Source organism: Stenotrophomonas sp. YJH_SMC_79, from assembly GCF_059367995.1.
The window spans coordinates 779,160-803,708 of sequence record NZ_JCAFRK010000003.1 but is presented as its reverse complement, the minus strand read 5'-3'; the positions used below and the strand labels follow the sequence as shown (position 1 = coordinate 803,708).

23 protein-coding genes are annotated in these 24,549 nt (G+C 67.4%); 15 read left to right on the top strand and 8 right to left on the bottom strand.

The window, feature by feature from the left end; translation table 11 throughout:
• Positions 1–8: 8 nt before the first annotated feature.
• From AC5P57_RS14740 to AC5P57_RS14730, 3 genes are read right to left on the bottom strand one after another with little or no spacing between them, the layout of a single operon-like run.
• Positions 9–1,064 carry an ABC transporter substrate-binding protein gene (locus tag AC5P57_RS14740; RefSeq protein WP_142806714.1) on the bottom strand — a complete coding sequence of 352 codons (1,056 nt, stop codon included), beginning with the start codon at positions 1,062–1,064 and terminating at the stop codon, positions 9–11.
• Positions 1,061–2,452 (bottom strand): sensor histidine kinase, encoded by a 1,392-nt coding sequence (locus AC5P57_RS14735; protein ID WP_099552034.1) that lies wholly within the window; start codon positions 2,450–2,452, stop codon positions 1,061–1,063. Before AC5P57_RS14735 ends, AC5P57_RS14740 begins: the two co-directional genes overlap by 4 nt.
• The gene (locus AC5P57_RS14730) at positions 2,445–3,134 is read right to left on the bottom strand and encodes a response regulator transcription factor (protein ID WP_049426910.1); all 690 of its coding nucleotides are present in this window, start codon (positions 3,132–3,134) and stop codon (positions 2,445–2,447) included. The genes AC5P57_RS14735 and AC5P57_RS14730 overlap by 8 nt, the downstream gene beginning before the upstream one ends.
• Before the next feature lie 243 nt (positions 3,135–3,377).
• Between AC5P57_RS14730 and AC5P57_RS14725 the strand changes: the two genes are divergently transcribed.
• From AC5P57_RS14725 to AC5P57_RS14700, 6 genes are all read left to right on the top strand, one after another.
• The gene (locus AC5P57_RS14725; protein ID WP_071228133.1) at positions 3,378–4,517 is read left to right on the top strand and encodes an OprO/OprP family phosphate-selective porin; all 1,140 of its coding nucleotides are present in this window, start codon (positions 3,378–3,380) and stop codon (positions 4,515–4,517) included.
• 75 nt (positions 4,518–4,592) lie between these two features.
• Entirely contained in the window at positions 4,593–5,921 is a 1,329-nt protein-coding gene (locus tag AC5P57_RS14720; RefSeq protein ID WP_262235562.1) for a CitMHS family transporter, read from the top strand.
• A 24-nt stretch (positions 5,922–5,945) separates the two neighbouring features.
• Positions 5,946–6,686, top strand: a complete 741-nt coding sequence (gene phbB, locus AC5P57_RS14715) for an acetoacetyl-CoA reductase (protein WP_005414435.1) — start codon at positions 5,946–5,948, stop codon at positions 6,684–6,686.
• A 207-nt stretch (positions 6,687–6,893) separates the two neighbouring features.
• Entirely contained in the window at positions 6,894–7,514 is a 621-nt protein-coding gene (locus tag AC5P57_RS14710; protein ID WP_065426815.1) for a hypothetical protein, read from the top strand.
• Positions 7,489–8,031, top strand: coding sequence for a hypothetical protein (locus AC5P57_RS14705; protein ID WP_262235336.1), 543 nt, complete (start codon positions 7,489–7,491; stop codon positions 8,029–8,031). The genes AC5P57_RS14710 and AC5P57_RS14705 overlap by 26 nt, the downstream gene beginning before the upstream one ends.
• A 160-nt stretch (positions 8,032–8,191) precedes the next feature.
• Complete coding sequence (locus tag AC5P57_RS14700; RefSeq protein ID WP_262235337.1) at positions 8,192–10,495, top strand: TonB-dependent receptor; 2,304 nt, start codon at positions 8,192–8,194, stop codon at positions 10,493–10,495.
• Between the two features lie 437 nt (positions 10,496–10,932).
• On the opposite strand, the gene AC5P57_RS14695 is transcribed toward AC5P57_RS14700, so the two are convergent.
• Both AC5P57_RS14695 and rsgA read right to left on the bottom strand, forming a co-directional pair.
• Positions 10,933–12,186, bottom strand: coding sequence for a flavohemoglobin expression-modulating QEGLA motif protein (locus AC5P57_RS14695; protein WP_262235338.1), 1,254 nt, complete (start codon positions 12,184–12,186; stop codon positions 10,933–10,935).
• Positions 12,187–12,371: 185 nt separating this feature from the next.
• Positions 12,372–13,481, bottom strand: coding sequence for a ribosome small subunit-dependent GTPase A (gene rsgA / locus AC5P57_RS14690; RefSeq protein WP_032965961.1), 1,110 nt, complete (start codon positions 13,479–13,481; stop codon positions 12,372–12,374).
• A 114-nt stretch (positions 13,482–13,595) separates the two neighbouring features.
• On the opposite strand from rsgA, the gene AC5P57_RS14685 reads away from it, so the two are divergent.
• Genes AC5P57_RS14685 through AC5P57_RS14675 form a run of 3 tightly spaced genes read left to right on the top strand, consistent with a single transcriptional unit; the run spans position 13,596 to position 16,212 of the window.
• Positions 13,596–14,870: a pyridoxal phosphate-dependent aminotransferase gene (locus AC5P57_RS14685; RefSeq protein WP_005414441.1), complete on the top strand. Its 1,275-nt coding sequence runs from the start codon at positions 13,596–13,598 to the stop codon at positions 14,868–14,870.
• A 3-nt stretch (positions 14,871–14,873) separates the two neighbouring features.
• A complete protein-coding gene (locus AC5P57_RS14680) occupies positions 14,874–15,491 on the top strand; it encodes an SGNH/GDSL hydrolase family protein (protein ID WP_142806719.1) in 618 nt (205 codons plus the stop codon).
• Positions 15,492–15,495: 4 nt separating this feature from the next.
• Positions 15,496–16,212, top strand: coding sequence for a class I SAM-dependent methyltransferase (locus AC5P57_RS14675; protein WP_099552008.1), 717 nt, complete (start codon positions 15,496–15,498; stop codon positions 16,210–16,212).
• Between the two features lie 75 nt (positions 16,213–16,287).
• Here the strand turns inward: AC5P57_RS14675 and AC5P57_RS14670 are convergent, their stop codons facing one another.
• Positions 16,288–17,067, bottom strand: coding sequence for a polysaccharide deacetylase family protein (locus tag AC5P57_RS14670; RefSeq protein ID WP_099552009.1), 780 nt, complete (start codon positions 17,065–17,067; stop codon positions 16,288–16,290).
• A 59-nt stretch (positions 17,068–17,126) separates the two neighbouring features.
• Between AC5P57_RS14670 and grxD the strand changes: the two genes are divergently transcribed.
• Positions 17,127–18,053, top strand: a complete 927-nt coding sequence (gene grxD, locus AC5P57_RS14665; RefSeq protein ID WP_262235339.1) for a Grx4 family monothiol glutaredoxin — start codon at positions 17,127–17,129, stop codon at positions 18,051–18,053.
• Between the two features lie 77 nt (positions 18,054–18,130).
• On the opposite strand, the gene AC5P57_RS14660 is transcribed toward grxD, so the two are convergent.
• Together AC5P57_RS14660 and AC5P57_RS14655 are read right to left on the bottom strand one after the other, a co-directional pair.
• The gene (locus tag AC5P57_RS14660; RefSeq protein ID WP_262235340.1) at positions 18,131–18,670 is read right to left on the bottom strand and encodes a DUF924 family protein; all 540 of its coding nucleotides are present in this window, start codon (positions 18,668–18,670) and stop codon (positions 18,131–18,133) included.
• A 43-nt stretch (positions 18,671–18,713) separates the two neighbouring features.
• A complete protein-coding gene (locus AC5P57_RS14655) occupies positions 18,714–19,490 on the bottom strand; it encodes an AMP nucleosidase (protein WP_005414446.1) in 777 nt (258 codons plus the stop codon).
• A gap of 153 nt (positions 19,491–19,643) precedes the next feature.
• Here AC5P57_RS14655 and AC5P57_RS14650 point away from each other — a divergent pair, with 153 nt between their 5' ends.
• The 5 genes from AC5P57_RS14650 to AC5P57_RS14630 all read left to right on the top strand — a co-directional run bounded on the left by AC5P57_RS14650 (position 19,644) and on the right by AC5P57_RS14630 (position 24,421).
• On the top strand, positions 19,644–21,053 hold the full coding sequence (locus AC5P57_RS14650) for an amidohydrolase (protein WP_099552012.1): 1,410 nt from the start codon (positions 19,644–19,646) through the stop codon (positions 21,051–21,053).
• Positions 21,053–22,315: an amidohydrolase family protein gene (locus AC5P57_RS14645; RefSeq protein WP_262235341.1), complete on the top strand. Its 1,263-nt coding sequence runs from the start codon at positions 21,053–21,055 to the stop codon at positions 22,313–22,315. The genes AC5P57_RS14650 and AC5P57_RS14645 overlap by 1 nt, the downstream gene beginning before the upstream one ends.
• Positions 22,316–22,335: 20 nt before the next feature.
• On the top strand, positions 22,336–22,968 hold the full coding sequence (locus AC5P57_RS14640; protein WP_262235342.1) for a 2-hydroxychromene-2-carboxylate isomerase: 633 nt from the start codon (positions 22,336–22,338) through the stop codon (positions 22,966–22,968).
• Between the two features lie 95 nt (positions 22,969–23,063).
• Positions 23,064–24,005, top strand: a complete 942-nt coding sequence (locus AC5P57_RS14635; protein WP_262235343.1) for a DegV family protein — start codon at positions 23,064–23,066, stop codon at positions 24,003–24,005.
• 77 nt (positions 24,006–24,082) lie between these two features.
• Positions 24,083–24,421 carry a hypothetical protein gene (locus tag AC5P57_RS14630; protein WP_006469105.1) on the top strand — a complete coding sequence of 113 codons (339 nt, stop codon included), beginning with the start codon at positions 24,083–24,085 and terminating at the stop codon, positions 24,419–24,421.
• The last annotated feature ends 128 nt before the right edge of the window (positions 24,422–24,549 follow it).

Sequence of the window (24,549 nt, the reverse complement as noted above, 5' to 3'; positions counted from 1 at the left end):
CCGGAGCCTCAGCGCCCCGCCGGCTCCACGCTGCTGCGCCAGGCATCGAGGAACTGGCGGCGCTTGAGCGCGTCCAGGTACACCAGCAGGCCCGGGCCCAGCTGGATCGGGCGGCGGCTGCGGCCCGGTGCATCTTCGCCACGTGCGTTGCCGGTCACGATCGGCATCAGCCGTGCCTCGCGCGACAGCACCTGCTGGCCACGCGGTGACAGCAGGTAATCGAGGAAGCGCCGGGCTTCTTCCGGGTGTGGGCCGGTGCGCGGGATCATCGCGGTACGCAGCACCACCAGCGTGTAGTCCTCAGGCTCGACGATGGCCAGCGGCGCGCCGGCATCGACGCGTGCCTGCGCATAGGAGCCGAGCACGTTGTAGACCAGCGACAGCTGGCCGCTGGCCACCTTGTCCAGCAGTACGCCGGTGCGTTCCTCGCGCACCACGTCGTTGTCACCGAGCGCACCCAGCAACGCACCGGCGATACTGCCGCGCTGTGCGTCCTGGGTGGCCAGCAGGTAGCCGACGCTGCTGCGTTCGATGTCATAGGTGCCAACCCTCCCACGCAGCGGCGCGCCTTCGGCGCGCAAGCGATCGAGCAGCTGGCGGCGCGTGTGCGGCACCTTCGCCACGGCCATCGCGCGGGTGTTATAGACCATCACCACCGGCTCGTAGCTGATGCCGAAGGCCTCGTTGCGCCACTGCGCCCAGGCCGGCAGCGCGGCGGTCTGCGCCGAACGATGCGGCAGCGCGTGGCCATCGTTGACCAGCTTGGTCTGCAGGTCCATGCCACTGGAGATCAGCAGGTCCGGCGATGCCGGCCCGGCGCGGTCATGCAGGTAACGCGCATACAGATCCTGGGTGATGATGTCCTCGTACACCACTTCGGTACCGGGATGCAGGCGCTGGTAATCGGCGATCACCACCGCGAATACTTCGATATCGGTGGTGCCGTGGATGCGCAGCTGCGCCGTCACGGCCCCCTTCGCAGGGAAACGGCGCACGTCGCCGGGCGCGGCCAGTACCGGCAGGGCCAGCATCAGGGCAACGGCAGCGGCGAACAGGCGGATCATGGCGTACTCCGGGGCAGGCGGATGGTGGCGATCAACCCACCCTGCGGGCGGTTGCTCAGGTCGATACGGCCGCCGTGGCTGTCGACCACGCGCTTGACGATGGCCAGCCCCAGCCCGGCGCCTCCAGACGGTGCACCGTCGCCACGTGCGAAGCGTTCGAAGACGCGCTCAGCATCGGCGGCCGCGATGCCGGCGCCATGGTCGGCGATGGTCAGCACGGCCTGCCCGCCTTCCACGGTCAGCGCGATCTGCAACGGGCCGTCCCCGCCATACTTCAATGCGTTGTCGACCAGGTTCTTGATCGCCTCGCGCAGCAGCAGCGCGTCGCCGTGCACCTGCACCGGCTCGGCGGTCATCGCCAGCTGCACGCGCGGTGCCGGGCCGGCCTGCGGCAGGGCTTCATGCAAGGCCTGGTGCACGGTTTCGGCCAGGTCCACCGCCGCAAAGCGCTGCAGGTGCGAACGATGGATCACGCTGGCATCGCTGAGCAGCTGGTTGAGCAGGCGGCTCATATGGGTGGCATTGCGCTCGATCGCCTGCAGGCTGCGCCGCATGTCTTCCGGATCGTCATCATCCAGCGCCAGCTGTGCCTGCGCGCGCAGGGCAGCCAACGGCGTACGCATCTGGTGGGCGGCCTCGGCCATGAACGCGCGCAAGGTCTCGTTGCTGCTGGACAGGCGTTCCATGAAGCGGTTCAATGCCGCCACCATCTGGTCCATCTCGCGCGGCACGCGGGCGTCCAGCGGCTTCAGGTCGGACGGCTCGCGCCGCGACAGCTCGCGCTCCACCCGCACCAGCGGGCGGAACGCGCGGTGCACGCCGAACGCCACCAGCGCCAGCAGCAGGCCGGACAGAACGCCAATCGCCAGCAGCGCACGGTTGACCATGTCCTGCGCCACCGCTTCGCGGGCACGCCGGGTCTGGCCGACCTGCACCTGTACTTCCCCCTGCGCCGAGGCGGCGGCGAAACTGCGGCCGACCACCACGAAGCGCACCGTCTCGCCGCTGTACGCCGCATCAAACAGCTGCGGTTGCGTGCCGGGCCGACGCGGCGGCGGCGGCAGATCGCCATAACCGGTGATCAGGTTGCCGCGACTGTCGGCCACCCGGTAGAACACGCGATCTTCCGGGGCCATCGCCAGCAGGTCCAGCGCGGCATAGGGCAGGTCAACCTGCCACTGGCCATCGACCAGGGCGATCGAATCGGCAATGGACAGCGCCGAGGAGACCAGCAGGTGGTCATAGGAACGGTTTGCAGCGCGCTGGCCATACCCGCGCGCCGCAAACAGGAGGGCCACCGCGAACACGGCCAGCAACGCGCCAAGGTAGAGCAGCAGCGTGCGCCGCAGCGAGCCCGGCGCGGCACTCGCGGTACGCGCGTCAGCCATCGGCGTCGGCACTGCCATCACTGGCTTCCAGCAGGTAGCCGACGCCGCGCACGGTGGTGATGCGCAGCGGTGCGCCCGCCAGTTTCTTCCGCAGGCGACCGACGTACAGCTCGATGGCATTCGGACCGGCTTCGTCGTCGAAGCCGAACAGGCCGTTGCCGATCTCGTCCTTGCCCACGACCTGGCCCATACGGCCGACCAGGATCTCCAGAAGGCGGTATTCACGATTGGGCAACTCGATCGGTTCGCCGTCTAGCGTGACCCGGTGCGCCGCGTTGTCGAACTGGAAACCACCGACCTGCACCACCTCGCTCGCCTGGCCACGTGCACGCCGCAGCAGCACGCGGCAGCGCGCTTCGAACTCGCGGAAGTCAAAGGGCTTGCCCAGGTAGTCGTCGGCGCCGACATCCAGCGCCTGCACGCGGTCTTCAATGCCATCGCGCGCGGTGAGCATCAGTACCGGTGTGCTGTCGCCGCGCTCGCGCATGCCCGCCAGCACGCGCAGGCCATCGAGCTTGGGCAGGCCGATATCCAGCACCACCAGGTCGAAGCTCTGGTAGCGCAGCACGCTGGCCGCCGCCAGACCATCGGCCTGCCAGTCCACGGCGTGCCCACTGCGGCGCATGCGGCGGATGATCGCATCGGCCAGATCCGGGTTGTCTTCGACCAGCAGCAGGCGCATGGGCACGGGGGTAGGAGGGGAAACGAATGCTACCGCATGGCGCCGCTGCGCTCGCCGGGCATGGCCCGGCGAGCGCAGCGGCGCCTGTTTACGCTGCACCGCACAAATCGCTGACAGGACGATGACAGCTACGGCAACCCAGACTGCGGCCGCGCACCGTCCGGTGCCCACGATTGCCGCGCGCCTGGCGCGCACCTGGGAGGGTTTGTGGAATTCACGTTTGCCTGGCGGCGTCCTGCCGCCATGATGGCGCTGGCGGCCCTGTCGGCGCCGGCCTTTGCCGCCGAAGACGATCGTCCGGTCACGGCCTCGCTCGGGGGCCGCCTGCACCTGGACTTCGCCACCTTCGACAACGACAACCGCGGCACGCCGAACAAGGACGACACCGAGATCCGTCGCGCCTGGCTGGACGTGTCGGGCAAGTTCTTCGTGGTCGACTACAAGCTGGAAGCCGATTTCTCCGGCGACCGCGTCGAGGCCAAGGACGTGTACCTGGCACGCAGCTTCGGCAAGGCCGGCAAGCTGACCGTCGGCCAGTTCAAGCAGTACTTCTCGCTGGATGACCGCACCAGCTCCAACTACGGCAGCTTCCTGGAACGCGGCAACGCCGGCACCACGCTGGCGCCGCTGTACCGCCTGGGTGCGTCATGGCAGGCCAACCCGGGTGACTTCACCTGGGCGGCCAGCCTCTACAGCCTGGAGAGCATCGACGCCTGGCAGGTGAAGGGTCGCGCCGCCGGCGGCCGCGTCACCTGGGCGCCCTCGCCCAGCGACGGTGACGTGCTGCACCTGGGCCTGTCGCTGGCCCGCGAGGCCTACGACAACCCCGGCGCCAACGGCGTGCCCGGCCTGCGCATCCGCCCGCGCCCGGCCGGCCACCTGTCCGACGAGAGCCGCCTGACCCTGGTCGACTTCTCCGCCGGCCGCGATACCGACGTCAACAAATGGTCGCTGGAATACGCGCAGGTGCGCGGCCCGCTGTCGTGGCAGGGCGAGTTCAGTGGCGCCACCTTCGATGACGGCGCTCAGCGCGGCGACGTGATGGCCGCCTACGGCATGCTCAGCTGGTTCGTGACCGGCGAAAGCCGCGCCTACGACCGCAAGACCGGCCGCTTCGCGCGGGTGAAGGACATCCGGCACAAGGCCGGTGCCTTCGAAGTGGCGCTGCGCTACGACCAGATGTGGGGCGCACAACACCTCGATGGCGCGCCGGACCTGCGCCGCGGCAGCACCGAGGCGTGGACGCTGGGTGGCAACTGGTACCTGCGCGACAACCTGCGCTTCATGCTCAACGTGATCGAAAGCCGCAACCGCGACCGCCTCGCCGGGGTCACGGTGGACCGCACGCGCGCGGTCACCGGCCGCCTGCAGTACGACTTCTAGGCCTGATACCCCGGGCATGCCGCCCGGGCCCCTTCCACTTCCCCACGTCCTGTTTTCGCAAGGAGTCCGCAGATGATGCTGAGCATCCTCGGCTTTGGCATGGTCATTACGTTCATGTACTTGATCATGAGCAAGCGCCTGTCGCCACTGGTCGCCCTGATCACCATCCCCATCCTGTTCGCGCTGATCGGCGGCTTCGGTGCCAACATCGACGAGATGATGCTGGAGGGCATCAAGAAGATCGCGCCCACCGGCGTGATGCTGATGTTCGCCATCCTCTACTTCGGGGTGATGATCGACGCCGGCCTGTTCGATCCGCTGGTGCGGGTGATCCTGCGCTTCGTCAAGGGCGATCCGATGAAGATCGTGCTCGGCACCGCGGTGCTGGCGATGCTGATCTCGCTCGACGGTGATGGCTCGACCACCTACATGATCACCGTCTCGGCAATGCTGCCGCTGTACCAGCGGCTGGGCATGAACGCGTTGAACATGACCTGCGTGACCATCCTTGCCGGCGGCGTGATGAACCTGACCCCGTGGGGCGGCCCGACCGCACGCGCGGCCACCGCGCTGCACGTGGACCCGGCCGACGTGTTCGTGCCGCTGATCCCATCGATGGTGATCGCCTGTGCCGGCGTGCTGCTGCTGGCCTGGTACCTGGGCCTGAAGGAACGCCGTCGCCTGGGCGTGGTGACCCTGCCCAAGGGCGGCAGCTGGATGGACAACAGCGTGTCCGATGACAGCAACCCGCTGCCGACCGTGGAAGACGCCGAAGACATCAAGCGCCCGAAGCTGCTGTGGGTGAACCTGGCCCTGACCGTGGCACTGATGACCGCCCTGATCATCGGCGTGCTGCCGATGCCGGTGCTGTTCATGGTCGGCTTCGCCATCGCCCTGGTGATCAACTACCCGAACCTGGCCGAGCAGCGCCGCCGCGTGGTCAACCATGCCGGCAACGTGCTGTCGGTGGTGTCGCTGATCTTCGCCGCAGGCATCTTCACCGGCATCCTCAACAACACCGGCATGGTCGAAGCGATGTCGCACAGCTTCCTGGCCGTCATTCCGGAATCGTGGGGCCCGTACCTGGCGGTGATCACCGCGGTGGCGTCGATGCCGTTCACCTTCTTCATGTCCAACGACGCGTTCTACTTCGGCGTGCTGCCGATCCTGTCCGAGGCCGCCGGCAACTACGGCATCACCCCGGTGGAAATGGCACGCGCCTCGCTGGCCGGCCAGCCGGTGCACCTGCTCAGCCCGCTGGTGCCGTCCACCTACCTGCTGGTGGGCCTGGCCAAGGTCGAATTCGCCGACCACCAGAAGTTCACCCTGAAGTGGGCCATCGCCATCTCCATGCTGCTGATGGTCGGCAGCCTGATGTTCGGCCTGTACCCGCTCGCTGCCTGACCCTCTACCAAGGAGCCTTCTGCAATGACGCTTCGAATCGCTTACGTCACCAGCGGCATGGGCAGTGTCGGTACTGCCATCTGCCAGAGCCTGGCCCGCAGTGGTCACACCGTGGTTGCCGGCTGCGCACCGAACTCGCCGCGCAAGGCCAACTGGCTGCGCGAGCAGCGCGAACAGGGCTTCGACTTCATCGCCTCCGAAGGCAACGCGACCGACTGGGCCTCGACCAGCGCCGCGTTCGCCAAGGTGCGCGCCGAAGTCGGTGAAGTGGACGTGCTGGTCAACAACTCCGGTGGCAGCCGCGACCTGCTGTTCCGGCAGATGACGGTGGAGGACTGGAACGCGGTGATCGCCTCCAACCTCAATGCGCTGTTCAACCTGACCAAGCAGGTGGTCGACGGCATGGCCACGCGGGGCTGGGGCCGCATCATCAACATCGGTTCGGTCAGTGCCCACAAGGGCCAGATCGGCCAGGTGAACTACGCCACCGCCAAGGCCGCGATGCATGGCTTCAGTCGTGCGTTGGCTGCCGAAGTTGCGTCGCGCGGGGTCACCGTCAACACGCTGTCGCCGGGCTACATCGCCAGCCAGGCGATCAGCAGCTTCCCGCCGGATGTGCTGGACCGGCTGGCCGCCTCGGTGCCGGTGCGCCGCCTGGGCCGCCCCGAGGAAGTGGCCGGCCTGTGCGCGTGGCTGGCGTCGGATGAAGCCTCGTATGTGACCGGTGCCGACTACGCCGTCAACGGTGGCCTGTACATGGGTTGAGCCCGTCTCCACGCAACGCGTGGACCGCCTCCCCCACGGAGTGCGCGGGGCCGGATCACCTTCAGTTGTGAAGGTGATCCGGCCCCTTTTTGTTTCTGCATTTCTGAGACGCACTTCCCGATACATCGGCAGAACCGGTGCTATACCTGCCAGCGCTCGCCGAGCCCGATGGATGAACGGCTGGAATCGCGGATCAAGGAGGTTGGCATGCGTGCATTGCTGATTGCGCTTCTCGTGGTCGCCACTACGCTGCTGGCGACACCGACCCGCGCGGAGCCCCCGCCTATGCGGGTGATCACGGGCCTGGGCTGCCCCGACTGGCTGATCCCAGGCGCGCCCACGCTCGACGCGCAGATCACCGGCCATCCGGAGTGGACCTTCGCCTGGGCTCCCGCGTCCTATACCAATCGCGATCCCATCCGGATCTACATCCAGTCCTTCGACTGCGATTCCTCCGACATTGCAGGCTATTACTTCCGGATCGCAGCCATTGCCCATGAAGTGGGACACGCACTGTATTTCGAAGGTATCGCCTTGAGCACCCGAGGTGCGTTCATCCAGCACTTCTGCACCATGGAGGGGAAAGCGGTACTCAACAACCTCACCGCGCGCAGTGAGCTTCTGGTGACCAGCCTGGGGTACTACGACATCGGCGTAGCTGCGTCCAACGGTCCTGGCCTCATCGCACAGGCCGATGCCGGCGGTGAAGACCTGGACCGGCAGGTAGGTAAGCTGTTCTGCGACAACAACGTAACTTCAACCACCGGCGAGAACTACAACGACTTCTACGGAAGAATCTACGATGAAGCGATCGCAGCCCGTCCCTGAACTTCTTCTGATCCTGAGCCTGTTGGTTGCCGGTTCTGCAACAGCAGCCACGTCCGCTGCCACTGCGGAAGAGGCGGATGCAACCTGGCGGCTCGTGGAGCGCTGGTCCTTGCAGCTGTCACGCTCTGACCTTGTCGCGCAGCTATCACCCCTGGCTCCGGCCGGCTCGCGTTCGGAAGCAAGAATGGGCCGGGGCGACAGCGCCACCATCGATCTGGCGCCCTTCGTGGTCGGTGGGAGGATCAAGGGGCCTTCTGGCCAGATCTACACCGATGCGTCGGGGCGAATCATCAAGGGCATCACGCTGTCGCTGGGCGGCGCCTGCATCTCGCGAAAGCAGATGGGTCGTCGCTACCCCGACTTCAACGTCCTTTCCGTCCCGTCTGGGCATAGTCTGGACGAGTCGACGGTGTTCGGCACGGTAGTGAACGGCATCCAGATCGGGTTCTCATTCTCCGAACATGATCGTGACTGCATGGACCAGCTCAAATTCAGCTGGCCCGGTGAGCGCTTCTGATTCCCACCCGCATACCGCCATGACGAACATGTTGCAGGACACGCACCACGGCCCTGCACCGTTCGTTGGCTTTTCGTAAAGAAGGTTTCATGTTCCGTTCGCATAGTGGCCATGCACCGCGCACGCGTGCCGGTGACCACCCCCAATGCAACGGACCACCATGCAGACCCGACACCTGACGATCGCCGTGGCGATCGCGCTCTCCGCCGCCGCCAGCGCCCACGCCGCCACCGCCGCCGATGCCGGTGCCACCGCCAGCACCGATGCCGCGCTGAGCGCGCAGACGCTGGATACCGTCTCCGTGATCGGCCAGGGCGAGACCCGCCAGGTGCAGCGCATCACCGCCGTCGACAAGCAGGTGCTGCCGCCGGGCACCAGCGGCCAGAAGATCCTCGACCGCCTGCCGGGCGTGTCGGTGCAGTCCAACGACGCCTTCGGCGCCAACGAGGAATCGCAGACCATCAGCCTGCGCGGCTTCGACAAGAGCCGCCTGGGCTACACGCTGGACGGCATCCCGCTGGGCGACAACAGCTACGGCAACTACAACGGCCTGAGCGTCTCCCGCGCGATCATCGCCGAGAACCTGGCCGGTGCAGAGCTGTCACAGGGCATCGGTTCGCTGGGCGTGGCCTCGACCAGCAACCTGGGCGGCACCATCCAGTACTTCTCGATGGACCCGTCCACCGAATTCGGTGGCCGCGCCAGCGTCACCGTCGGCGACAACAGCCAGCGCCGTGGCTACCTGCGCGTGGACACCGGCGACATCAACGGCTTCTCGGCCTATGTGTCCGGCGTGCACCAGGACCAGGACATGTGGGCCGCGCCGTACCAGAACCAGACCACCCGCCAGTTCAACGCCAAGGCGGTGTGGAATATCGGCGACCACCGCTTCGGTGCGTTCGTGGCCACCTCGCGCGCCAGCCAGGCCAACTACGCCTACCTGTCCAAGGACATGCTGGCACGTGGCATGGGCTATGACTGGAACATCTACGCACCGGACTGGGACCGCGCCGTGGCCGCCGCGTACTGCGCGCCCGGCACCTTCAATGCTTCGAAGTGCAAGTACAGCGGCAATGTCCGCAGCATCGACGATGCCTACTACCAGAGCCGCGCACTGCGTGACGACAACCTGTACTCGGTCGATGCCGACCTGCGCCTCGGTGAGCAGGGCCGCCTGAAGTTGCTGGCCTACCATCATGACAACCGTGGCCAGGGCCACTGGTGGGCACCGGGCCAGCCGTCCTACCCGGGCACCGACAAGATGCTGCCGATCTCGATCCGCAGCACCAACTACACGATCAACCGCGATGGCCTGACCGCCGCATTGTCGTGGACGGTGGGCATCCACGAACTGGAAGCCGGCCTGTGGTACGAGCAGAACGACCACAACGTGTCGCGCAACTTCTACTACATCAGCGGCCCGTTCCTGGACGACCTGTACCTGAAGAACCCGGACCGCCTGCTGTTCAACCAGGACTTCGACATCCGCACGCGCCAGTTCTACGTGCAGGACCGCATGCGCTTCCTGGACCAGCGCCTGACCGTGGATGTGGGCATCAAGAGCCCCAACACCCGCATGCGCGCCACCGCCCAGCCGGGCGTGGAAACCAGCATTGCCTCGGGCACGCTGACCGCCAAGAAGTCGGTGCTGCCGCAGGTGGGCCTGGGCTTCAAGCTCAACGCCAACAACGAGCTGTTCGCCTCCTACGCCGAGAACATCGCTGCCTTCGTCGGTGGCGGCAGCGGTGGCCCGTTGCAGGTGTCGCCGGAATCGTTCGCGGCCAGCGCCGGTCTTGAGCCGGAGAAGTCCAAGAGCCTGGAAGCCGGCTTCCGCACCTTCGGCGAGAAGTACCAGGCGTCGATCGCGGCCTACAACGTGAAGTTCGACAACCGCCTGCTGTCGCTGAACCCCTGTTCCAGCATCGAAGTCGGTACGCGCCCGGAGTGCGTGACGCGCTTCATCAACGTCGGTTCGGTGAAGAGCCACGGTGCGGAGCTGACCTTCATCCTCAAGCCGATCGACGGCCTGCAGTGGTACAACGCGCTGTCCTGGAACAAGACCACCTACGAGGATGACTACACCTCGGGCGGCGCCATCGTTCCGGTGGCCGGCAAGATCACGGTGGATACGCCGCAGCGCATGGCCTCCAGTGAGATCAGCTGGAACCGCGATGGCTTCTTCGCCAGCCTGCGTGCCAAGTACACCGGCAAGCGCTACTACACCTACACCAACGACCAGTCGGTACCGGGCGTGACCACCTTCGACGCCGGTGCGGGCTACGACTTCGGCCCGGGCCTGGGCCTGCGCAACGTGCGGGTGTCGTTGAACGCGACCAACCTGACCAACAAGCGCTACGCCGGCCAGTTGAGCTCGTTTGCGCCGACCGATCCGAAGGGCACGCGGTATGCGATCCATGCGAGCGCGCCGCGGCAGCTGTTCATGACGGTGGCGGCGGAGTTCTAAGTCAGAAGCGGGCGCTGCGGCGCATCAGTACCGCAGCGGGGCGAGGTGGGACGGGCCGAGGCAGGACACGCCGCAAGTACGTCCATGTAGGCTCGGTCGGCGCATCCATGCGCCTCACGGTCCTGCCTCGGCCCGTCCCACCTCGCTCGACAATTCCCTGCGCCGGCGCGGAGGCAATGGAAAGCAAGAGCAAAAGCAAAGAGCCGGGCATTGCCCGGCTCTTTGCTTTTCAAGCTCTTCAAGCGCAATCCCTCTGGTGGACTGCTGGCCGTCTCGCGGGAAATTGTCTGGAGCGGGGGGCTTGCGCTGGACAGGACCGTCCACGGCATGGATGCCGTGGCCGAGCCTACAGGGACGTACTTGCGGCGTGTCCTGGCCAGCGCAAGCCTCCCGCTCTCCCCGATATCAATCAATACGCCACAATCCGCCAGCGCATTTCATTCCGGCGCCAGCTGGTCCATCCGTATCCGGTTGGCGAACAGCGAGAACGCCAGCATCCCGGCCAGGCCGTTCGCCCTGCTCACCCAGTGCGGCAGCCAGCGCGGCGGCTTCAGCACACCCGCTTCGAACAGTGGCGCGAACGCGATCGCATCGGTCAGGCTCATCTTGCCGGCAAACAACCAGCGGCAGACCTGCAGCCGATCCTCGGCCAGCATGTGGCGGAAGAAGGTGTGCACCGACACCAGCCCGCGCAGGTACACCGTGTCCTTGGTGAAGGCGAGGCCACCACTCGGCGGTACCCCACGGAACACGCGCTGTGCCGAAGCGAAGCTCTCTTCGGCGTTCTGCCCTGCGTCGCAGAAGTAGCGGAACACCTCGATGAAATCGGCGCCTTCGCGTGCCATCGCAATCGCTTCGGTACGCAGGCTGATGCGTTTGAGGCGCTCGATGTCGATGCTGCCGGTGATCTGCTCGGCAAACGTTGCCAATCCTTCCTGGGTGGCGGTCACCCGCGGCGAGGACAATGCCAGGCTGGGCAGCACCGGCTGTTCGCGGCCGTTCAATGCGGTCAGCGAATGCACCAGCGCTTCATGGTGGAACAGCTGCGCACGGTCGTAGGCACTGAAGCGCGCACTGGTGCGCAGGCGGATGCGGGTCGGGCCGGCAGCCGCTTTGGAAACCAGGTCCGGGTCGAGCTGCACCTGGATGATGCGCGATTCGAAGAAGGCGTCCAGGTCGTTCTGCAACTGCAGCTGCAGGGCAATGGCCGAGACCGGCACCTGCTCTTCCGGCGCCAGCAGTTCGTGGTCCAGTTCGGCGGCAATCTGGATGAAGTGGCGCGCGGCTTCGCGCGTGCTTGGGCCATTGCCCGGCAGCGGCTGCTCGGGAGCGCCGAACAGCTGCACCGAACAGCTATCGACCGCAGCCGTTCCCAACCCTTCCAGCAGCTGTGCGGCCAGGTCCCAGCTCTGCGCCGACTGCCGCACGTAGTGGCCCAGCGGGTGGCTGTCATCACAGGCGGCGGCGATCGTGGCCAGCGCGCGACGTTCTTCGCCGAAGTCCAGCCGTGGATAATCCACCTTCGGCAGCACCGGTTGCCCACGTGCCACGCTTTCCAGGAACGGCGCCTGCAGCGTTGCCGGCCAGCTGGTCAGGCCCAGCAGGCGGATGCCTCCCACGGCCTCGACCAGGCGCGCATCGAGCGCTGCATGGTGGGCCACGTCACGGTCCAGCGTCGCGGTCGGTTCCATGGGCGGACTATAGCGCCCTGCCCTTGCTTTGGTAGGTGCCAATCTGGGTTGGCATCCGCAGAAGGCGGGCTTTGGACAGATTCGTGCCAACCAAGGTTGGCACCCACCCGAAGCAGGCAGACGCGGGTTCATTGCAGGGGTCAGAGCCCATTGCGGTGCAATGGGATCCGACCCCGCGATACCGATCAGCGCCGGCGCGGCTTTCCGGCCGGGCGGAACTGCTGGCCCTTGCCCTTCTTGCCGCCACGCTCCTGCGCGGTCTCGGCCTGGCGGACCGCCAGCTTGGCGGCGGCGGCGGCCACTTCTTCCTTCAGCTTGAAGTAGTTCAGCAGCCGGCTCTCTTCGATCTCACCTGCGTCGATCGCCGCACGTACGGCACAGCCCGGTTCCTGCTGGTGCTTGCAGTCGTTGAAACGGCACTGTGCGGCCAAAGCCTCGATATCGGCGAAGCCGCCTTCGGACAGCGTCTCTTCACCGGTCGGCTTCAGCTCGCGCATGCCGGGGGTGTCGATCAGGCAGGCGCCGGTCGGCAGCGGCATCAGCGCGCGGTGCGTGGTGGTGTGGCGTCCGCGCGAATCGTTGGCGCGCACCGCGTTGGTCTTCATCCGCTGCTCGCCCAGCAGGGTGTTGGTCAGCGTGGACTTGCCGGCACCGGAGGAACCGACCAGCACCACCGTGCGGCCCGGGCCCAGCCACGGTTGCAGCACCGCCACGCTGTCGGCATCCAGGCCGTTGATCGCATGCAGGGCAATGCCCTGCATCTCCAGCTCTTCCAGCACCGCCAGCGCGTCTTCGCTGTACTCGGTCTGGTCCGCCTTGGTCAGCACCACCACCGGTTCGGCACCGCCACCGCCGACCAGCAGCAGGTAACGCTCGATGCGGCGCGGATTGAAGTCGGCATCCAGGCCACAGACGATGAACACCGTATCGATGTTGGCCGCGATCACCTGCTGGTGGTAATGCTCGCCGGCCGCACCACGCTTGATCGCGGTACGCCGCGGCAGCAGCGCGACGATGCGGATGCCATCGAGCAGCACCCAGTCACCCACCGCAGGCCGTTCATGGCTGGGGAAGCGCGGGCGCTGCCATTCCGGCAGCGACTCGGCCTTGATCGAGGCGTCCGGGCCATCGGCCACCACGTAGTGGGTACGGTGCTGTTCGATCACCCGTGCCGGGCGGGCCTGCGGGTGCGCGGCCATCGCGGCCTGCCAGTCGGCCTGCTGCGCCGGGCCCGGCCAGGGCCAGCCGATGGTCTGCAGGGCGATGAAATCGGGGGTCTGGGTCATCGCCGCCATTCTACCTGTGACGGCGCCCTGCCAGCCCAGCAATGACGGGCCCGGAGCCCTTGCCATGCATTGCAGCAATTCCGGTAGGATGGAAGCCCCATGCCTTTTGACGGCCCAGCCCCCATGTCCACCAACTCGCCCAAGCCCCTGGCCATCCGCGAGCGCCTTTCCGAAGTGCGCTACGAAATCCGCGGAGAACTGGCGCGGCGAGCCCGGGAGCTGGAGGCGCAGGGCCGCAAGCTGATCAAGCTCAACATCGGCAATCCGGGCGCGTTCGGTTTCCGCGCGCCCGAGCACCTGCAGCGCGCGATCGCCGACGACATGGGCCGCACCGACCCGTACACGCACCAGCAGGGCCTGCCGGTGGCACGTGAAGCCATCGCCAGCTACTACGCCCGCCGTGGCGCGCCCGATGCGCACCCGGACCGCGTCTTCCTCGGCAACGGCGTCAGCGAGCTGATCGACCTGTCACTGCGTGCGCTGCTCAATCCCGGCGACGAAGTGCTGGTGCCCTCGCCCGACTACCCGCTGTGGTCGGCCTCGACCATCCTCAACGATGGCCGTCCGGTGTACTACCGCTGCGCACCGGAGAACGGCTTCCAGCCGGACCCGAGCGAGATCGAGACGCTGGTGTCCTCACGCACCCGCGCCATCGTGCTGATCAATCCGAACAACCCCAGCGGCGCCAGCTACCCGCGCGAGCTGCTGGAGCGTGTGGTGGAGATCGCGCGCCGCCACAACCTGCTGCTGCTGGTCGATGAGATCTACGACCAGATCCTGTACGACGACGCGGTGTTCCAGCCGGTCGCGCCGCTGGCCGGCGACCATCCGTGCCTGACCTTCAGCGGCCTGAGCAAGGTGCACCGCGCCTGCGGCTGGCGCGTGGGCTGGGCCCACCTCAGCGGCGACGATGCCCGCCTGGGTGACTTCCGCGCCGCACTGGACCTGTTGGGCGCGCTGCGCCTGTGCGCCAACGTGCCGGGCCAGTACGCCATCGAGGCTGCGGTGAACGGTCCGGACACCATTTCCGAGCTGTGCACGCCGGGCGGCCGCCTGTATGAAACCCGCCGCGCGGTCATCGAAGCCTGCGAAGCCAGCGAACACCTGTCGCTGGTCGCGCCGGCCGGCGCGCTGTACGCGTTCCCGGCCGTGGTCGGCGCCGCTGCGAAGGGCTTCGACGACCACAACTTCGCACTGGACCTGATGAACAACGAAGGCGTGCTGGTGGTGCCGGGCTCGAGCTTCAACGTGCCCTACCGCCATCATTTCCGTGTGACCCTGATGCCGGAGGCCTCGGTGATGCGCGATGTGTTCGCGCGCATCGACCGTGTGCTGGCGCGCCGTGCCGAGGATGCGACCAAGGTCGTGCCGCTGAAGCCGCGCCGTTCGGTGGCCTGAGCCGTGGCGTTGTCCTACCTGGCGCTGGGCGATTCATACACAATCGGTGAAGCGGTTGCAGTCGAAGGCCGCTGGCCGCACCAGCTGGCCGCCGCGCTGCGTGCGCAGGGCATTGAGCTGTCCGATCCGCAGACCATCGCCACCACCGGCTGGACCACCGACGAACTCGATGCGGGCATCGACGCAGCCGCGCCGCAGGGACCGTTCGATTTCGTCAGCCTGCTGATCGGCGTCAACAACCAGTACCGCGGGCGTCCGCTGGACGAATACCGCAGCCAGTTCCAGGCGCTTCTGCAGCGGGCGATCGGCTTCGCGGGCAGTGATGCCGGCCGCGTGCTGGTGCTGTCCTTCCCCGATTGGGGCGCCACCCCGTTCGGTGCCGGCAGTGGACGTGACCTGGCCGCGATCGAGATCGAGACCGACGAGTTCAATGCCGCCGCCGAGCTGATCAGTACCCGGCACGGCGTGGCCTTCGTCGACATCACCGACATCAGCCGCGCGCAGGGCGAAGACCCGACGATGATCGCCGAGGACGGCCTGCATCCTTCAGCGCGGATGTATGCGCTGTGGAGCGCGCGCGCGCTGCCGGTTGCCGCGCATCTGCTTGGCGGCACGGACTGAAGCGATGGATGGCACGCCACGGAACGGCCCGCCCCTGCCCTGTACTCCCCTGACGGCCCCGCAGGCCCGCTTGATCGCCGAAGCGTTCCGCCCCGCGCAGGCCTGGGGCAGCCGCCGCGACTACTACTACACCCGCGGCAAGCTCGGCAGCGATCCGCTGTACGACGGCGTGCTGCAGCATCTGCCTGATGACGGGCAGCCGGTGCTGGACCTCGGCTGCGGGCTGGGCTTGTTCGCCCATGTACTGCGCCAGCGCGGCGGCACCCAGCGCTACCTGGGCGTGGACGTGGATGCGGGCAAGATCGCCCGCGCGCAGCGTGCCGCCGTCGAACTGCATGACGTGCGCTTCGACTGCGTGGACGTGCAGGCACCACTGCCGGCGCAGACCGGGCACGTCCTGCTGCTGGACGTGCTGCAATACCTGGACGCGGGCCCGCAGCAGGCACTGCTGCAGGCAGCCAGTGCGCGGGTGGCCCCCGGCGGCTGCCTGCTGCTGCGCACGCCGCTGGCTACCGGCGATGGCCGCGACCGCACCACGCGGGTGGCGGACCGGCTGGCCTGGCTGGTCGGCTGGATGGGCACGCGGCCGCGCCACTACCCCGATCCGGAGGTGCTGCAGACGACGCTTGCCGAAGCGGGATTGCAGGTGACCGCCCCTCGGCCGCTGCACGGGCGTACCCCCTTCAACAGCTGGCTGCTGGTGGCGCACCGGAACCGGTAGCACCGGGCCATGCCCGGCGAGCGCAGCGCCGCCTGTGGCATTCGCCGGGCACGGCCCGGCGCTACCCCACACGTGTCAGCCGGTAGGCAGCTGCGCCTTCAAGCCGCGCTCGTCCAGCGCCTGCAGCACGCGCTCGATGATCGCCAGATTGTGGCCGTGGGCGGCGCCCTCATGCAGCAGCACGATGGCTCCTGGCTGCAGGTCGGGCAACAGCCGCGCCAGCACGCCCTCCGGCGTGCAGCCGACGCCGTCGTAACCGCGGGCACTCCAGCCCACGCGCACCAGGCCCAGCGCCTTCAACACCGGCGCCACGAACGGGTTGGTCATGCCCACCACCGAGCGGTACCAGCGCACCGGATGCCCGCTCAGGGCCTGCAATGCATGCTGGCAGCCTTCGATCTCGGCCCGCATCGCCGCTGGGCCCAGGCGCCAGAAGCGGGCCTGCGGGTGGCTGAGACTGTGATTGCCCAGGTCGTGGCCACGGCGCAGGATCTCGGCCACCAGTTCCGGCTGCGCCAGCGCACGGTCCCCCACCAGGAAGAAGGTCGCACGCGCGTGGTGGCGGTCCAGCAGGTCGAGCACGGCACGGGTTTCGGGGCCGGGGCCGTCATCGATCGTGAGCCAGACACTGTTGCCAGCGTCCGGCACCCGGCTCAGTACCGGCGCGTAGAAACGGCTGTTGGGCAGGAACACCGGCACCATGAACAGCGCATGGCTGGCCACCATCAGCGGCAGCCCCCAGTGCCACCCAGCCTGTACCCAGACCAGGATCACGGCCAGCTGCGACGCCACCAGCCAGGGCAGCCAGCGCCAGGGGCGGGCCGGGATGCGATGCAATGTTCCTGCGTTGCTCATCCCCCATGATGCCATGGGGGTTAGAATTGATGATTCGAATTCCCGGAACCCCGACGTCCATGTCCCTCGATCCCGCCCTGCGTTCGCGCATCGAATCCATCCTCAACGCCAACCGCGTCGTGCTGTTCATGAAGGGCCAGCCGTCGATGCCGCAGTGTGGTTTCTCGGCCAAGGCCGTGGGCGCCCTGCAGGACCTCGGCGTCGAGTTCGCCCACGTCAACGTGCTGGCCGACCAGGAAATCCGCGAAGGCATCAAGGCCTACGGCGACTGGCCGACCATCCCGCAGCTGTACATCGACGGCGAACTGGTCGGCGGCAGCGACATCGTGCTGCAGATGGCCGCCAGCGGCGAGCTGAGCAGCGTGCTGGGCCTGGCCGCACCGGACCGCACCCCGCCGAGCATCACCGTCACCCCCGCCGCCGTGGAAATGCTCAAGGGCGCGCTGGCCGATGCTCCGGGCGCTGCTCTGCAGCTGACCATCGACGCCGGCTTCCAGCCGAACTTCCAGCTGGCCCCGCATGACGAAGGCGCGATCGCTGCCGAATCCAATGGCCTGCGCGTGCAGTTCGATCTGTCCAGCGCCCGTCGCGCCAACGGCATCACCATCGACTGGGTGGACGACATCCGCGGCAAGGGCCTGGCCATCGACAACCCGAACGCGCCGAAGCCGGTGCAGGAAATCAGCGTGCGTGATGCCGACGACCTGGTACGTGCCGGCAACATCACCCTGGTGGACGTGCGCCCGGCCGACGAGCGCGCCATCGCCGCCGTCGGCGTGCCGTTCAAGAGCTTCGACGGCAACGGCCGCGCTGAGCTGGAAGCCCTGCCGAAGGACACCGCTCTGGCCTTCATGTGCCACCACGGCGGCCGCAGCGCACAGGCTGCCGAGCAGTTCCGTGCTCTGGGCTTCACCAAGGTGTTCAACGTCACCGGCGGCATCAATGCCTGGTCCGAAGACGTCGACAACGGCGTGCCGAAGTACTGATCGGCACTGAAAAAGGGGACGGAGGGGATTAAGTCGTTTGTGCCATAAACGACTTAATCCCCTCCGTCCCCTTTTTCTTAGCCGGCAAACCCGCCTTCGGCCAGGTAGTCCAGTTCTTCCGGCGTGGGGAAACGACCGAGCACGGCATTGCGATGCGGGAAACGCCCGAAGCGGCGGATGATGTCGCGGTGCAGTTCGGCGTACTGCAGGTACTCCTTGTCACCCAGCACGTCGAACATCGCCACCGAACGGTCCTGGTCCATCGGATCCTCGGAGTGCTCGAACGGCAGGTAGATGAAGGCGCGCAGCTTTGGTACCAGCTGCAGGTCCAGGCCTTCCTCGATGGCGCGCATGGCGTAGTGCCGGGCCAGGCCATCGGTGGCGTAGGAATGGGCGGTCCCACGGAAGCAGTTGCGCGGGAACTGGTCCAGCAGCAGCATCAGCGCCAGCGCGCCTTCGGCGCTGCCCAGCCAATGCTCTCGCGCGCGCGAAGCCGCGGCGAAATGCTCGTCCAGGAACAACTGGCGGAACTGCGCGTCGAACGCATCGTCGCGGGCGAACCACTTCGCAGGGCCCGCTTCTTTCCAGAATTCCACCACTTGCGCGGCAACGTCCATCACCTACTCCCCAGGGCCGGCGCGCCGCGCCAGGCCATCATCATCATTCGTCGAAGCGCAGGTGGCGGACCGACTTGCCGTTGCGCCGGATAAGCTTAAGCGCCTCGATACCGATCTGGATATGGTTTTCCACGAACTGGGAGCTGACCTTGGCATCGGAGGCCTCGGTCTTGACCCCATCGGGGATCATCGGCTGGTCCGAGACCAGCAGCAGCGCGCCACTGGGGATGTGGTTGGCGAAGCCGGCGGCGAACACCGTGGCCGTTTCCATGTCGATGGCCATGCAGCGCATCGCCCGCAGCCGCTCCTTGAAGGCCTCGTCGTGTTCCCATACCCGGCGGTTGGTGGTGTAGACGGTGCCGGTCCAGTAGTCGTGGCCGAGGTCGCGGATCATGGTCGAGACCGCACGCTGCAGCGCGAACGCCGGCAACGCCGGGACTTCCGGCGGCAGGTAATCGCCCGAGGTACCCTCGCCCCGGATCGCAGCGATCGGCAGCACCAGGTCGCCCAGCTGGTTCTTGCGCTTGAGGCCACCGCACTTGCCCAGGAACAGCACCGCCTTGGGCATCACCGCCGACAGCAGGTCCATGATGATCGCGGCATTGGGGCTGCCCATGCCGAAGTTGATCATGGTGATGCCGTCGATCGTAGCGCTGGCCATCGGCCGGTCCAGGCCGATGACGGGCGCACCGGTCAGTTCGGAAAAGGTGTGCAGGTAGCCGCCGAAGTTGGTCAGCAGGATGTGCTGGCCGAACTGGTCCAGGGGCACGCCGGTATACCGGGGCAGCCAGTTGTCGACGATTTCCTGCTTGCTCTTCATGGGCGGTCCGGTACGGCGGGGGGACCGGGTATTTTCAGCCACCCGGCCGGTGCCGTCGAGCCACCGTCGGCAGGCCTGTGAAGAAGGTCACTTGGCAAGCCCGCCACCACCGGGCTAGCGTCGGCGGTTGGACCAGGCTGCAAGGGGAACTGCATGGCATCGACGTTGTTGCGCGCCGGGGTGGCCCTGGCACTGCTTTCATTGAGTACGGCTCCGGCGGTGGGCGCCTCGCGCTTCGTCGCCGATCCCTACCCCAGCACCTACCAGGCCCATCCTGATGCGCCGGTGCTGATCCAGAACGCCACGGTGCTGACCGGTACCGGCCAGCGCCTGGACAACGCCGACGTGCTGCTGCGCGACGGCCGCATCGTCGCCGTTGGCCGCCAGCTGCAGGCCGATGCCGGCGTCACCCGCCTTGATGCACAGGGCAAGTGGGTCACCCCCGGTCTGATCGACGTGCATTCGCATCTGGGTGTCTACCCCAGCCCGGGCGTTGGCGCGCACAGCGACGGCAACGAGGTCACCGCACCGGTCACCGCCAATGTCTGGGCCGAGCACTCGGTGTGGCCGCAGGACCCGGGCTTCGCCACCGCGCTGGCCGGCGGCGTGACCAGCATGCAGGTGCTGCCCGGCTCGGCCAACCTGGTCGGCGGCCGCGGCGTGACCCTGAAGAACGTTCCGGCCATCACCTACCAGGCGATGAAGTTCCCCGGCGCACCGTGGGGCCTGAAGATGGCCTGCGGCGAGAACCCCAAGCGGGTCTACGGCGAAGGCAAGGGCGTGGCCCCGGCCACGCGCATGGGCAACGTGGCCGGCTACCGTGCCGCCTTCATCGATGCCGCCGACTACATCGCCAAGAACAAGCCCAAGCCGGCCAAGCGCAAGGGCTGGTTCGGCAGCGACAAGGGCGACAGCGCCGGGGATGCCGGCGGCAAGCGCGATCTCAAGCTGGACACGCTGGCCGGCGCCATCGAAGGCGACATCCGCGTGCACATCCACTGCTACCGCGCCGACGAAATGGCCACCATGCTCGACCTGGCCAAGGAGTTCGGCTTCAAGGTAGCCGCCTTCCACCACGGCGTGGAGGCCTACAAGCTGGCCGACCGGCTGGCCGCCGACGGCGTCTGCGGCGCGCTGTGGGCCGACTGGTGGGGCTTCAAGATGGAAGCCTTCGACGGCATCCAGGAGAACATCGCGCTGGTTGACCGGCCAAAGAACAGCTGTGCCATCGTCCATTCCGATTCCCCCGAGGGCATCCAGCGCCTCAACCAGGAAGCGGCCAAGGTGATGGCCTCGGCGCGCCGCGCGCGCATGCCGGAGATCACGCCCGAGCATGCCATCACCTGGATGACCGCCAACGCTGCCAGGGCGCTGGGCATCGAGGGCCAGACAGGCACCCTGGAGGCCGGCAAGATGGCCGACGTCGTGGTGTGGAACGGCAACCCCTTCAGTTCCTATGCGCTGGCCGAGCAGGTCTTCATTGATGGCCGCAGGCTGTACGACCGCGGCGTGCCGGCGAGCACGCCGCGTTCCGATTTCCAGCTTGGCCAGGAGGTGCGCTGATGAGCGTGTTGAACGAGCGTCGCCGGGCATGGCCCGGCGCTACCGTGGTGGCATTGTTGTTGCTGGCAACCACGGCATCTGCGCAGGACCTGCTGGTACGCAACGCGACGGTGCATACGGCCAGCACGCGCGGCAGCCTGCAGAACGCCGATGTGCTGGTCCAGGGCGGCGTCATCCGCGCAGTCGGCGCCGGCCTGTCCGCACCGGCCGGAGCGACCGTGGTCGAAGCCAACGGCCGGCCGCTGACCCCGGCCCTGTTCGGGGGCATCACCGAGACCGGCATCGAAGAGGTCTCGGGTGAATCGAGCACGGTGGACAGTTCGCTGAAGCTCGGCGAGCAGCCGTTGCGCCCGGAGTTCGACGTCACCCTGGCCTACAACCCGGCCTCGGTGCTGATTCCGGTGACGCGGCTGGAGGGCTTCGGCTTCACCGCACTTGGCGCCGCCACCGGTGGCGGCTTCGTGGCCGGCCAGGGCGGTGTGATGCGGCTGGACGGCAGCGTCGACCCGATCGGCCCGCGCGCACTGTTCCTGCGCCTGGGCTCGGCGGCATCGGAGCTGACCGGGCATTCGCGCGCCGCGCAATGGATGCTGCTGCAGCAGATGGTCGACGAAGCACGCGGCCAGGTTGCTGCGGATTCGCCGCACGCGCTGTTGACCCCGGCCGGGCGCCGCACGCTCAGCCGCTACCTGGCCGGCCAGGGCCGCATCGTGGTGGAGGTCGATCGTGCATCGGACATCCGCCAGCTGCTGCGCTGGGCCGCGCGCGAGAAGGTGAAGATCGCGATTGCCGGTGCCGGCGAAGCCTGGCAGGTCGCGCCGGAGCTTGCCGCCGCACAGGTGCCGGTGTTCGTTGACGTGCTGGCCAACCTGCCGGCCAGCTTCGACCAGCTCGGTGCCACCCTGGAAAACGCCGCGCGCCTGCAGCGTGCCGGCGTGGCGGTTTCCTTCGTGCAGCGCGGCGACGCCACCCACAACGCGCGCAAGATGCGCCAGCTGGCCGGCAACGCGGTGGCCAACGGCCTGCCGTGGGCCGATGGCCTGGCCGGGCTGACCCGGGTGCCCGCACAGGCATTCGGGGTGGCCGACCAGATCGGCAGCATCGAGCCGGGCAAGCGCGCCGATCTGGTGCTGTGGGAAGGTGATCCGCTGGACGTGGCGCACTATGCCGAACAGGTCTGGCTGGGCGGCCGTGCGATGCCGATGCGCTCGCGCCAGACCGACCTGCGCGACCGCTACCTGCAGCGCAACGCGCAGCCCTGACCGCACACGAGGACACACCGATGGCGACACTGCGCTGGTACTTCGACTTCGTCTCGCCCTACTCCTACCTCCACTGGCAGAAGCTGAAGCAGTTGCCGCAGTTCGCGCAGATCCAGACCGTGCCGATCGCCTTCGGTGCGGTGCTGCATCACCTGGGCAACCTGGGGCCGGCGGAAATCCCCGCCAAACGCCGCTTTGCGTATCGCCACCTGCAGTGGACCGCGCAGGCCGAGGGCACCCCGATGCGCTTCCCGCCCGGCCATCCGTTCAATCCGTTATCGGCGCTGCGCCTGTGCCTGGCCGCCGGGGCCAGCGCACAGGCAGTGGACCTGCTGTTCGCCTGGATCTGGCGCGATGGCCATGCCGGTGACAGCGCCGAGGCCCTGCGCGAACCGGGGGCGCAGCTGGGCATCGCGGATGTCGCGGCTGCCATTGCCGATCCGGCGGTGAAGGAGCAACTGCGGCGCAACACGGAGGCCGCCATCAGCGCGGGCGTGTTCGGGGTCCCGACCCTGGCCATCGACCAGGAACTGTTCTGGGGCAACGACGCCCATCCCCTGATGGCGGCCGTACTGGCTGATCCGACCCTGCTGCTGCAGCCCGAATGGCAACGCCTGGACAGCCTGCCGGTGGCGGTGCAGCGCAATCGCTGAACAGGACGGGGCGCGTTTCCCTCGCGCGCCCGCCCAGGTTTTGAGATAGTTTTCACATTTCCGAACCTACAACCGCCCTGGAGGGGGAGCCGCGGATGCGCATCGGAATCGTCGTCGACTCGGCCTGCGACCTGCCGCAGGACTTCATTGCCGAGCACAACATCGTGCTGCTGCCGATCACCGTCCGCATCGGCGAAGCCGTGCTGGCCGATCACCGCGATGAGCAGGCCACGCTGAGCTTCCTGCACGCGCACGTGGCCGAGCATGGTGCTGAAGCGGAAACCATCCCGTTCAGCGTCAACCAGATCCGCGACCTGTTCCTGCAGCAGCTGGTGATCGATTACGACCACGTGTTCTGCATGACCATCACCAAGACCCGCAGCCCGATCCATGACAACGCGCTGCAGGCCAGCTTCGCCATCCTCAACGACTACAAGCCGGTGCGTCAGGCAGCGGGCTACAACTCGCCGTTCGCGCTGCGCGTGCTCGACACCCAGAACCTGTTCGCTGCCCAGGCGGTGACCGCGGTGGAAGCCGTGCGCCTGCGCGACAGCAATGCCAGCGTGCAGCAGATCCGCGAGCGGCTGGAGGAACTGGCCAGCAACGTGCACGGCTACATGGTCACCCGTGACCTGTACTACATGCGCGCGCGTGCGCGGCACAAGGGCGACCGCAGTGTCGGCCTGCTCAGCGCCGCCCTGGGCAGCGCACTGGACATCAAGCCGGTGCTGCATGGCTACCGCGGCGAGACCGGGCCGGTGGCCAAGATCAAGGGATTCGACAATGCCGTGCAGAAGCTGTTCACGGTGGTCGGCCAGCGCGTGCGTGCCGGGCTGATGACACCGACGGTGTGCGTCAGCTACGGCGGTGAGCTGGAAGAGCTGCGCACCCTGCCCGGCTACGCACAGCTGAAAGAGGTCTGCGCCACCCATGGCGTGACCGTGTACGAATCGGTGATGAGCCTGACCGGCATGGTCAACGTCGGCAAAGGCGCGGTCACCGTGGGCTTCGCCGATGGGCCGCATCGGTTCGAGTGAGGCCCCATTACGGCGCGAATCTGCACATCGATTCCACCGCGGCTGTGCCAGTCTTGCCGCACTTCAAGGAGAACTCCATGCCTGCGCAGTACCACATCAGCCTGCCTGACCCGTCCAAGGCCCGTGGCAATGACCCTGACCTGTCCTTCCATTCGCAGGGCGCCGCCGGCTTCGCCGAAGAGCTGCAGGACGCTCTGCGCAGCGGCACGCTGTTCGAGCGCTGGAAGGCCAAGCAGCCCGACCCGGATGCGGTGGAACCGCAGTGGGGCGTGACCGATCCGGACGCCACCGTGACCGGCGAGCAGAAGGACCTGCGCATCAACCTGGTCGCCACCACCCGCATCGACAGTGACGTGTTCAAGCAGCGCCTGCGCCTGCTGGCCGGCCACCATTGGGAACTGCGCGACGTGCGTTGAGGCCCTGCTCTGGTAGATGCCAACCTTGGTTGGCGCTTCAAAAAAGGCCGCCAACCAAGGTTGGCAACTACTGGGACGCGAGGTAGTGCCGGCCGCTGGCCGGCATCCACACGCGCCATGAAAATGCC

What these genes read in the sequence shown, in the direction of transcription:
- AC5P57_RS14630 (WP_006469105.1), top strand. Translation starts at nt 24,083, where the DNA reads ATGCCTGCGCAGTACCACATCAGCCTGCCTGACCCGTCCAAGGCCCGT.
- AC5P57_RS14675 (WP_099552008.1), top strand. Translation starts at nt 15,496, where the DNA reads ATGGATGGCACGCCACGGAACGGCCCGCCCCTGCCCTGTACTCCCCTG.
- AC5P57_RS14725 (WP_071228133.1), top strand. Translation starts at nt 3,378, where the DNA reads ATGATGGCGCTGGCGGCCCTGTCGGCGCCGGCCTTTGCCGCCGAAGAC.
- AC5P57_RS14655 (WP_005414446.1), bottom strand. Translation starts at nt 19,490, where the DNA reads ATGAAGAGCAAGCAGGAAATCGTCGACAACTGGCTGCCCCGGTATACC.
- AC5P57_RS14645 (WP_262235341.1), top strand. Translation starts at nt 21,053, where the DNA reads ATGAGCGTGTTGAACGAGCGTCGCCGGGCATGGCCCGGCGCTACCGTG.
- AC5P57_RS14710 (WP_065426815.1), top strand. Translation starts at nt 6,894, where the DNA reads ATGCGTGCATTGCTGATTGCGCTTCTCGTGGTCGCCACTACGCTGCTG.
- AC5P57_RS14730 (WP_049426910.1), bottom strand. Translation starts at nt 3,134, where the DNA reads ATGCGCCTGCTGCTGGTCGAAGACAACCCGGATCTGGCCGATGCGATC.
- AC5P57_RS14650 (WP_099552012.1), top strand. Translation starts at nt 19,644, where the DNA reads ATGGCATCGACGTTGTTGCGCGCCGGGGTGGCCCTGGCACTGCTTTCA.
- AC5P57_RS14720 (WP_262235562.1), top strand. Translation starts at nt 4,593, where the DNA reads ATGCTGAGCATCCTCGGCTTTGGCATGGTCATTACGTTCATGTACTTG.
- AC5P57_RS14670 (WP_099552009.1), bottom strand. Translation starts at nt 17,067, where the DNA reads ATGAGCAACGCAGGAACATTGCATCGCATCCCGGCCCGCCCCTGGCGC.
- AC5P57_RS14700 (WP_262235337.1), top strand. Translation starts at nt 8,192, where the DNA reads ATGCAGACCCGACACCTGACGATCGCCGTGGCGATCGCGCTCTCCGCC.
- AC5P57_RS14660 (WP_262235340.1), bottom strand. Translation starts at nt 18,670, where the DNA reads ATGGACGTTGCCGCGCAAGTGGTGGAATTCTGGAAAGAAGCGGGCCCT.
- AC5P57_RS14685 (WP_005414441.1), top strand. Translation starts at nt 13,596, where the DNA reads ATGTCCACCAACTCGCCCAAGCCCCTGGCCATCCGCGAGCGCCTTTCC.
- grxD (WP_262235339.1), top strand. Translation starts at nt 17,127, where the DNA reads ATGTCCCTCGATCCCGCCCTGCGTTCGCGCATCGAATCCATCCTCAAC.
- AC5P57_RS14735 (WP_099552034.1), bottom strand. Translation starts at nt 2,452, where the DNA reads ATGGCTGACGCGCGTACCGCGAGTGCCGCGCCGGGCTCGCTGCGGCGC.
- AC5P57_RS14740 (WP_142806714.1), bottom strand. Translation starts at nt 1,064, where the DNA reads ATGATCCGCCTGTTCGCCGCTGCCGTTGCCCTGATGCTGGCCCTGCCG.
- AC5P57_RS14640 (WP_262235342.1), top strand. Translation starts at nt 22,336, where the DNA reads ATGGCGACACTGCGCTGGTACTTCGACTTCGTCTCGCCCTACTCCTAC.
- AC5P57_RS14705 (WP_262235336.1), top strand. Translation starts at nt 7,489, where the DNA reads ATGAAGCGATCGCAGCCCGTCCCTGAACTTCTTCTGATCCTGAGCCTG.
- rsgA (WP_032965961.1), bottom strand. Translation starts at nt 13,481, where the DNA reads ATGGCGGCGATGACCCAGACCCCCGATTTCATCGCCCTGCAGACCATC.
- phbB (WP_005414435.1), top strand. Translation starts at nt 5,946, where the DNA reads ATGACGCTTCGAATCGCTTACGTCACCAGCGGCATGGGCAGTGTCGGT.
- AC5P57_RS14695 (WP_262235338.1), bottom strand. Translation starts at nt 12,186, where the DNA reads ATGGAACCGACCGCGACGCTGGACCGTGACGTGGCCCACCATGCAGCG.
- AC5P57_RS14635 (WP_262235343.1), top strand. Translation starts at nt 23,064, where the DNA reads ATGCGCATCGGAATCGTCGTCGACTCGGCCTGCGACCTGCCGCAGGAC.